Origin of the sequence: Microcoleus sp. OTE_8_concoct_300, from assembly GCF_031383065.1 — a bacterium.
Taxonomy (GTDB): Bacteria; Cyanobacteriota; Cyanobacteriia; order Cyanobacteriales; family Microcoleaceae; genus Microcoleus.
This window is the reverse complement of sequence record NZ_JANMZH010000701.1, coordinates 1-8,505: the sequence shown is the minus strand read 5'-3', so window position 1 is coordinate 8,505 and position 8,505 is coordinate 1. Positions and strand designations below refer to the sequence as shown.

Annotated in this window: 8 protein-coding genes and 1 pseudogene; 4 read left to right on the top strand and 5 right to left on the bottom strand. The window is 45.9% G+C overall.

All coding sequences use genetic code 11. The features are described 5' to 3' along the window. The 3 genes and pseudogenes from ACUVJL_RS31640 to ACUVJL_RS31630 all read right to left on the bottom strand — a co-directional run. The coding region (locus ACUVJL_RS31640; RefSeq protein WP_445246345.1) for an IS1/IS1595 family N-terminal zinc-binding domain-containing protein at positions 1–100 on the bottom strand (100 nt) is incomplete at its 3' end. A 298-nt stretch (positions 101–398) separates the two neighbouring features. After that, a pseudogene (locus ACUVJL_RS31635) lies at positions 399–611 on the bottom strand (transposase); the annotation flags it as partial. 1,034 nt (positions 612–1,645) lie between these two features. Next, positions 1,646–1,906 (bottom strand): hypothetical protein, encoded by a 261-nt coding sequence (locus ACUVJL_RS31630; RefSeq protein WP_445249449.1) that lies wholly within the window; start codon positions 1,904–1,906, stop codon positions 1,646–1,648. On the opposite strand from ACUVJL_RS31630, the gene ACUVJL_RS31625 reads away from it, so the two are divergent. Together ACUVJL_RS31625 and ACUVJL_RS31620 are read left to right on the top strand one after the other, a co-directional pair. Next, complete coding sequence (locus tag ACUVJL_RS31625; protein WP_445249448.1) at positions 1,905–2,126, top strand: hypothetical protein; 222 nt, start codon at positions 1,905–1,907, stop codon at positions 2,124–2,126. The genes ACUVJL_RS31630 and ACUVJL_RS31625 overlap by 2 nt on opposite strands. 342 nt (positions 2,127–2,468) lie before the next feature. Beyond that, a complete protein-coding gene (locus ACUVJL_RS31620; protein ID WP_445249447.1) occupies positions 2,469–6,029 on the top strand; it encodes a PAS domain S-box protein in 3,561 nt (1,186 codons plus the stop codon). A gap of 154 nt (positions 6,030–6,183) precedes the next feature. Here ACUVJL_RS31620 and ACUVJL_RS31615 read toward each other — a convergent pair whose 3' ends face one another. Further along, positions 6,184–6,345: a hypothetical protein gene (locus tag ACUVJL_RS31615; RefSeq protein WP_242728623.1), complete on the bottom strand. Its 162-nt coding sequence runs from the start codon at positions 6,343–6,345 to the stop codon at positions 6,184–6,186. A 7-nt stretch (positions 6,346–6,352) separates the two neighbouring features. Beyond that, positions 6,353–7,351 (bottom strand): hypothetical protein, encoded by a 999-nt coding sequence (locus ACUVJL_RS31610; protein WP_445249446.1) that lies wholly within the window; start codon positions 7,349–7,351, stop codon positions 6,353–6,355. 345 nt (positions 7,352–7,696) lie between these two features. Between ACUVJL_RS31610 and ACUVJL_RS31605 the strand changes: the two genes are divergently transcribed. Then, positions 7,697–7,996 carry a helix-turn-helix domain-containing protein gene (locus ACUVJL_RS31605; RefSeq protein ID WP_445171290.1) on the top strand — a complete coding sequence of 100 codons (300 nt, stop codon included), beginning with the start codon at positions 7,697–7,699 and terminating at the stop codon, positions 7,994–7,996. A 234-nt stretch (positions 7,997–8,230) separates the two neighbouring features. Further along, positions 8,231–8,500: a helix-turn-helix transcriptional regulator gene (locus tag ACUVJL_RS31600; RefSeq protein ID WP_333028169.1), complete on the top strand. Its 270-nt coding sequence runs from the start codon at positions 8,231–8,233 to the stop codon at positions 8,498–8,500. Positions 8,501–8,505: the final 5 nt, after the last annotated feature.

The window sequence follows — 8,505 nt, the reverse complement described above, 5'->3', positions numbered from 1 at the left end:
TGATGAATTGACGACCACATTGGACACAAATGTGATTCTGTTTTCCTTTTTTCTTGCCGTTTTTACGGATATGGGTTGATTTACATTCTGGACATTGCATAAATTATTCCTCCTATTCATACTCTAACTCAGCAACGCCGGTTCGGACACATCTTTGCTTTCGCTACACATGGACTTCTTGCTCGATAGTTACCAGATTCGGCTTCTAGTAGTTCTACCTTTTAACCCCGCTTTAGTTTGTTGGTTGCTACCCAATCAGACTAGGGGTTATGCTTTCACTCCTGCACTTGGAGGATAGGACTTGACTCACTGAGCCTCACCTATAAATGTAATCAGTTGTCACTAACTGCCTGAGCAGCTAGGCTAACCGTCCCATAAGCTTTTCAGCTCATTTTAGGTTAAACGAATCGCACTTTGGATACATAATCAGTGGCTTTACCTTTTTTGACATCTCCGGTTTCATCAATACACAGAATCATTTCTTGCTCGCCGATTAAATTATGGATAAAGTTTGATCTGGTGGCTGTTAAAGCTTTGCTATCCCAGATGGCATTTTGCAAAAAATGATGTAATGATTGGCTATTGGGTAACCCAACTACTCTGGCTATTTTTGGTAAGGATTTACTCTATTATAGCAATCCTAAATGAGTCGTAATTTTTTTACCCCACCCCAGCCCTCCCCGCGAGTTCGGGGAGGGAGTAAGAAATTCACAAATGATTTAGGATCGCTATATTCTGATAACAATCCTAAATGGAGCAACTTAAAGGATTCGTAATTTCTAACTTCTGTGAAGAGGTGTTGATAGTTTTGGCAATAGTCATCGATGAACTTGAGGGTTGGTAAAACTTGACGGGGTGGTGTTACCATGCTGATCTATAGCAATCCTTGCAGGAGTCATAAATTTTTTACCCCACCCCAGCCCTCCCCGAAGCCGCGGTCCGGGAGTAAGAAATTAACAAATGATTTAGGATTGCTATATCCTCAAATAATGGTAGGTCGATCGCTCTTTTATCCACTCTTAATTTGACGGAAAAAAAACCTGGGTAAATTTCAAAAATATAGCAGGTTCCACAGATGCTGTTTTTCTCCAATGTCTGCCAGAGCTTTTGTCACGAGCGATCGAGCTTTTGCCACGAGGGATTTAGATCGTGGGGTAAATTTTATAAGTCTTCAACAATGGTAGAGTGACATCTTTGAGCGATGATTAATCTACCCTTTTTCATCAGAACTATGGGCGCAGCGTAGCGGAGGGTTGAAACCCCGTCCTTTTAGGACGGCTTTACATTGAATTGAATCCCCTCGCGGGGTGGAGGGGTATGGTTGCCCCAAAGCGTGAGGTATGGTTGCCTCAATCTCTTTTCGGAGTAGAAGAGACGACCTGCCAGGTCGTCTGTACTTCGCCAATGTTTAATGAGCTTGCGCCGGCCCAAAGAACTGTTGAGCGTGACATACCGAACTGTTTAACTCTCAACGATAGAGCAAGGGACTAGCTACGCATCAAGCGGGTATCGTGACTCAAAAAACGTAGTCTGTTAAGACTGAGGCCCTAGGGGAACGGCTTGTTAGATTTCTCCTTCAAGCCTCATGCCTGATAGCTGAGGTTCCTGACCCTCGATTAGTGATGGATTTGGTTGTGGTTTAGCTTTATACTACCCCGGAAGTGACAAAAGAGGGATCAAGGTCGATTGCAGTCAGAGTGATGATGCTGCACTTGCCTGCGCTTTGCTCGATCGACTTGAACCATTCTCGAACTGCTGCCAAATTGCAGGCGATCGCAGTTCTGTTAAATTTGCAGTTGTGGTCAAATCCAATCTGTTCGAGTTTGTAGCCGATATTTCTGACTGATCGGGACTGATGACTGACGACTGATGACTGAGGACTGACGAGTGGGGGCTCATGACTCATGACTCTTACCTGCGATCGCACCGCACCCCTCCTAACACCAACACCAGCGCAACACCAGCAAGAGCAAAGTGCCATTGTTGTAACAGCTTCAGCCAATCCCACCAGCCCTGCAGCGATCCGGCATAGAATTCGAGTCCGCCAGTGGGCCACAACCCCTGATACTTCTTATCCCCCGGCGGGAAAAACATTACAGCAAAGGGAACATTCAGGGAAAAAGTAGGGATTCTGGCGATCGACTAACGATTAGAAGGCGATCACGTTGCATGATCGGAAGCAGAAGCCACTAACCGGATTAAAGACGAATTTTTAGCGGTGTTCTCCCATGAGTTGCGATCGCCCGTTTGCTTAAAAACTGAATGGCTGAGGTTTTGGGCATACTATATATTAGGACTTACGCACCAAAAGCCTAAAACCTCAAGCCCCCCTAGTCCCCCTTTTTTAGGGGGAGAACAGTCAAAGTCCACCTTTTTTAGGGGGCTAGGGGGAGCTCTGCGTAAGTCCTGTATATCTTGATTCCCTAACAATAGCTGGCATAATAGGTAAATAGGCAGGACGAACCGTAATGAATGTAGAAGGTACAAACTCTTTGAATCCTCGAGAAGAGCTTACTGTAAATTTTCCTCAAGAGCTATGTACGGACTGCCAAGCACTCGAAGCACGATTTGGGGTGATCGTAGATCACATGGCTGAGGCCTTCATTTCTATTAATTCAGAGTGGCACTGCACCTATGTCAACCATAAAGCAGAGCAGCTTTTAAACAGGAAGCGGCAACACCTAATTGGTAAAACGATATGGACAGTATTTGCTGTCGATCTTACCTCTGAGCTATATCAGCATTTTCATCGAGCGATCACAACGCAAACGGAGATCGAGTTTGAAGAACACTACCCCTCACTCAACAAGTGGTTGAGAATTCGCCTCATCAAGAGTGAAGATGGGTTACTTCTTTACTTCCAAGATACTACTGAAACATCTCAAGCCGATCGGCAACTGAAAGCCGAAATCGCCAAGTGCCAGCAGGTGGAAGCCACTCTTCAGAAAAAACAGGACTTTTTGAAGGCAATTCTAAACAACGTTCAAGCTGGAATTGTAGCTTGCGATGCCGAGGGCATATTGACGGTATTTAACCAAGCAGCTAAAGATTTTCATGGAGTACCTCAGCAGCCAGTTCCACCGGAGCAATGGGCCCAGTATTATAACTTGTATTTGCCTGACGGCAAAACACCAATGAATACAGAGGATATTCCCCTGTTTCAGGCATTGCAAGGACAGAACGTTCGTGATGTGGAAATGATGATTGTTCCGCAGCAGGGAACTGCGCGAATGCTGTTAGCAACTGGACAGGCAATTATTGCCGCAAACGGCGAAAAACAGGGTGCAGTTGTGGTGATGCACGACATTACACAGCGCCAGCAGGCAGAAACTGCTCTGCGTGAGGGCGAAGCGCAATTATCGAGCATCTTCCAAACTATTCCTGATGGCATCACTATTCTAGATTCTACCGGACAGATTAGAGTGGCAAATAGGGCAGCAGAGAGGATTTTAAGATTGACTCGCAGCGACATTGTGGAGCGAGGCTATAACGATCCATCCTGGTTCATTACAACCGTGGAGGGTCATCCTTTCCCAGAAGAGGAACTGCCGTTTGCGAGGGTGATGCAAACAGGTAAGCCTGTTTATGGTATAGAACATGGCATTAGCCATACCGATGGAACTCGCAGGATTCTCTCGATCAATGCTTCCCCTTTGTTTGACGCAGAGGGACAAATTATCAATATCATTGCTGCTTTCAGCGACATTACTGAACGCAAGCAAACCGAAGACGAACGAGTACAGCTTGTTCAAGAACAGGCAGCCCGTGCTGTAGCAGAGAATTCTCAACAACAATCAGCATTTTTAGCCCAAGTGAGTGCTGTCCTTTCCTCTTCACTAGAGTATGAACAAACTCTCCAAAGCGTTGCAAAGCTGGCAGTTCCTTATTTTGCAGATTGGTGTAGTGTTGATCTGCTGAATGACGATCGCACAATTGGTCGGGTGGCAGTGGCTCATTCCGATCCTGAAAAAGTGAAGTTTGGCTGGGAGTTGGCTCAACGCTTTCCCAGACATCTCGATGATGGGTATGGCATTGCTAAAGTCATACAAACAGGACAGGTTGAAATTGGGATTGAGATTACAGATGAACAGTTAGTTGCCACAGTGTCAAATGCTGAATACCTGGAAATCTTACGTGGAGTTGGGTTAAAGTCCTGCATCATTGCACCGCTACAGGCACGCGGGCGGGTATTGGGTAGCATTACCTTTGTGTTTACTGAGTCCGATCGCCACTATCGCCTGGAAGACATTCCCTTGGCTGAAGATTTGGCTCAGCGAGCAGCGATCGCCATTGATAATGCTCGTCTCTATAATGAAACACAACAAGCGAAATTAGCCGCCGAACTCGCTGCTAACCGGACGGCTAGACTGCTGGCGGTGATGACAGCTTTGTCTGAATCGCTAACCTCGGCTCAAGTGGCTCAGGTCATTATTGAACAGGGAATGTCCGCACTGGGAGCAAGTTGTGGTTTGGTTGCGGTATTAAACCAGGAGGCAAGCGAACTCGAGATTATTCAAGCGATCGGGTATGAGCACGTAGGAGAATTTCAGCGCAGTTTTTCGATTCATGCACCCTATCCTCTGGCAGAAGCCGTGCGAAGTGGGCAACCTGTTTGGCTAGAAACCATCGAAAACCGAATTGCCCGTTATCCTGATTTAGCCCAAGCTTATGCCAAGGTTGGTTCCCAAGCCTGGATTTCAGTGCCATTACTGATTGAAGGACAAGCCGTTGGTGGACTGTCGCTGAGTTTTGCGACAGTTCCCCGACTTTCCGAGAGCGATCGGGCTTTCGTTTTGGCACTGGCACAGCAGTCGGCGCAGTCGATCGACCGAGCACGGCTCTACGAGTCAGAATCGCAAGCACGGGCACAATTCGAAGCAGCTAACCGAATTAAAGATGAGTTCTTAGCTGTCTTGTCGCACGAATTGCGAACTCCGCTGAACCCGATTCTGGGTTGGACTCGGCTGCTGCGAAGGGGAACCCTGGATTCTGGCAAGACGGCGGTAGCTCTGGAAACAATTGAACGCAACGCCGAGTTGCAAGTTCAACTGATTGAGGACTTGCTGGATATTTCTCGCATTCTGCAAGGCAAGCTGAGTTTGATCTCTACTCCTATTAATTTGAAAACAACTCTTAAAGCAGCGATCGAAACAGTTCATTTAGCCGCCGAAGCGAAAAACATTCAAATTCAAACTCAGCTAGAACCCAATGTGGGCGATGTGTTAGGAGATGCTACCCGATTGCAACAGGTTGTCTGGAATTTGCTCACCAATGCCATTAAGTTCACCCCAACTGGAGGTCGAGTTGAAGTTGAGCTAAAAACGATTAATTCCTGTGCTAAAATTCAAGTCAGGGATACAGGGAAAGGGATTAAGCCAGAATTTATTCCCTATGTCTTTGACACATTTCGACAAGCCGATAGCAGTATTACGAGAAGCTTTGGTGGGTTAGGGCTGGGATTAGCGATCGTGCGTCACATCGTTGAGCTACATGGTGGAATTGTCAAAGCCGAAAGTTTTGGAGAAGGACAGGGAGCAACATTTACTGTCACACTTCCCTTATTAGCCAGCAGCAATGATGCAAACAGCGAGCAGAAGGACAATCTATTACTCAATGCTCACACTTCACCCTTGGCTAGATTATTTATCCTGGCAGTTGATGACGAAGTAGACAATTTAGATTTAGTTCAATGTATTTTGGAGCAAGCGGGAGCCACCGTTATCTCTGTATCTTCAGCAACTGATGCGCTACAACAACTCACTAAAATTAAGCCAGATATTTTGATTGCTGATATTGGAATGCCACAAATTGATGGCTATAAGTTGATTCATAAAGTCAGACAACTATCGACAGAGGAGGGAGGACAGATTCCCGCGATCGCTCTCACTGCGTATGCAGGTGAGACAAATCAACAGCAAGCACTAGCAGCCGGATTTCAAAGGCATCTTCCCAAGCCTGTCGATCCTGAAACGTTAGTGGAGACAATTGAGCAAATGCTTCCTCAAATTGAGAGAATTCATCTGCGTTAATCTGTGTTGCATCTGCCCTCATCTGCGGTTAAAAAAAGAGAATTTCTGGGACCGCAGATGACAAGGGATTGACGCTGATTAACGCAGATGCAGAGAAGAGAGATAGGAATAATTCCGATGCTAACAGATTTAAAGGGAAAAACCCCCTGATAACTTACCTGCGACAGCCTTGGGCGATCGCCCTTAACACCGCTAGCCGCACTTCTGGATGAGATTTCTCAAGCCCGTTAGCCCGAAAAATCCAGTGTCCGCCGCCCGCGTGCTCGATCGCAATCTTCTGACCGTCAGGCAAAACTATTTGCCACCAATTCAACACAGTGGCTTTAATAAGGTGGCACTGAATTTCGTTCAGTTGAACCTCCATTAATTTCAGTTGACGCATGATTGGATTTTGAGCAGATGACTTCATGATTTTTCTGATTAAATGAATTCGACTGTTTCTCGGCTTGGATTTCTGTTTGCCGATTTTTCAACTTAACTGCACCTTCCGAACTTTTCGCCTTAACTTCCCCTTTCAAACTTTTAGCTTTAACTTCTGTTTTACCACCTTTCGGCTCAACTTTCAATCCAAAACCTTTAGACTTAACTTTGCCTTGGGCAGAAGTTGAAGCCTGTCCCGTTGCCGGCTTCTTAAACTCCGCGTCTAATTGGTCTAAAATCTCCTCTTGTTCGGGAGTATGTTCCGCTGGCTGCTCTAAATTTCTGGGATTGTATTCGTCAACCAACCTTGCCAAAAATTCCGAAATAGACAGTCCGGCTGCGGCTGCTTTTTTCGTTAAAAGGGCGTAAGTGTCGGTTTTAATCCGAATTTGTTTGAGCCGGAGGTTGGGATTGTTGTCAACTGTTTCGGCAATAGTTACTGCGGTAATCCTTTCTTTGGGTATGACATCCACCACTTCTTGCCACTTTTCCTGTAAAGGACTGTCGCCGTATTGGTCGGTGATTGCGTGTTTGAACAAAGGGACAACTTGAGCAACGCAGCTCGGCAAAATCTCAAATCCTGCTTTAATTAAGCGCAGGCAAATGCTCGCTGATTTGATGATTTGCGTGCAGTAAAAATACTGCCTGCCTAATGCTTGTTCGCAGTAACTTTTAAAAGTTTTGAATTTGTCTTTGTACAATCGCAGTTTTCGGATGGCGTCCAGCATGATTCCTTGACGCACGTAGTCTAGGAATCCCCTTTTAATTTCGCCTGTCAGGTAGTCTAAATCGTGAAAGGGAGATTGATTCTGGATTTCTTCTTCAAAGTCTAGCAGCGGGCCTGCAAAGTGAAAGTTGGAGGCGACATCGCCTAGGTAGAAGTTGTCAATGGATGTGGGCATGATCTGGAATGGTTCGAGAAATGGAACGATACCACGGAAGTTGTGCGATCGCAAAGTAGATGTTTTGGTCTGGATCTTTGATACAATTTTGAGTTGGACTGTGCTGTGAGGTCGATCGACCTTTTACATGGCACCTCCTTCTCGGCGTTGAGGGAAAGGGGCTTAAGGTATGCGCCCTTGCCCGGAACATACGCTTGGGTATGCAGGCACAATTGATAGACACTAAAAATAAGGCGGTCTTTCAAACCTGCATTTTGACGAAAGTAGGCTCGCCAGGGGGCCTTTGTTTGGTCGCTATACATGAAGTCTACTTCATCTAAACAACCATGTCAAGAGGTTCGCTTCATGAAACAAACTTCATGCACTGTGGAAGAAAATTTGCAAGAAAAGGACAAGTCTCCATTAAGGCTTCTCAGAGAACAAGCTGGCCTAACCCGCCCTCAAGTCAAACAACATATCGGCGTTTCTGAGCGGATGCAAGCTGACTGGGAATCAGGAAAGTCCATGCCAACTGTTGAAAACGTAGCTGCACTGGCTAACCTGTACCAGGTTTCTCTAAAAACTATGTTTGAGCTTTTAGGATTAGATGTAACTAAAATTCCCGATGACTTACCAAGTCGATCGCCCTCGCCTAACGATAACTAACCCGCAGGGGTTCGGAAAAGTCTAGGGAAAAGGGCTTGAGTCATGCACCCAAGCCCTGAAAATACTAAGGCTATGCAGGCATAATGGGTAGAAACTACAAATAAGGCAGCTCGCTAAACCAAAGCGTTTCCACCGTCCGGCTAAAGGAGCCGCCTTTGTGTTGTCTCTATCTTAAACAACCTTAGTTGTATTTTATCTATTTGTCAACAACTTTGGTTGTGAATTTGCTATGATATGCCCAGAAAGAAACAAACTCAAGAGTCGAAAGATATACCAGCACTGCAAATCTTGCGGGAGGCTGTTGGTTTATCGCAATCCGCCTTAGCCAAACAAATTCCCGACAAAACCCGCACAAAAACCCTAACTCAGCAAGCCATTAGCAAATGGGAACGAGGGCTAGACGAACCCGAACTGACCATTGCTCAAATGAAAGCTCTTTGCAAAGCTTTGGGAAAAACGCTTAACGATTTGCCTGACGACTTAGGCCCACCAAATCCCGACTGACAACT

What these genes read in the sequence shown, in the direction of transcription:
- ACUVJL_RS31625 (WP_445249448.1), top strand. Translation starts at nt 1,905, where the DNA reads ATGACTCTTACCTGCGATCGCACCGCACCCCTCCTAACACCAACACCA.
- ACUVJL_RS31630 (WP_445249449.1), bottom strand. Translation starts at nt 1,906, where the DNA reads ATGAGTCATGAGCCCCCACTCGTCAGTCCTCAGTCATCAGTCGTCAGT.
- ACUVJL_RS31620 (WP_445249447.1), top strand. Translation starts at nt 2,469, where the DNA reads ATGAATGTAGAAGGTACAAACTCTTTGAATCCTCGAGAAGAGCTTACT.
- ACUVJL_RS31610 (WP_445249446.1), bottom strand. Translation starts at nt 7,351, where the DNA reads ATGCCCACATCCATTGACAACTTCTACCTAGGCGATGTCGCCTCCAAC.
- ACUVJL_RS31605 (WP_445171290.1), top strand. Translation starts at nt 7,697, where the DNA reads ATGAAACAAACTTCATGCACTGTGGAAGAAAATTTGCAAGAAAAGGAC.
- ACUVJL_RS31600 (WP_333028169.1), top strand. Translation starts at nt 8,231, where the DNA reads ATGCCCAGAAAGAAACAAACTCAAGAGTCGAAAGATATACCAGCACTG.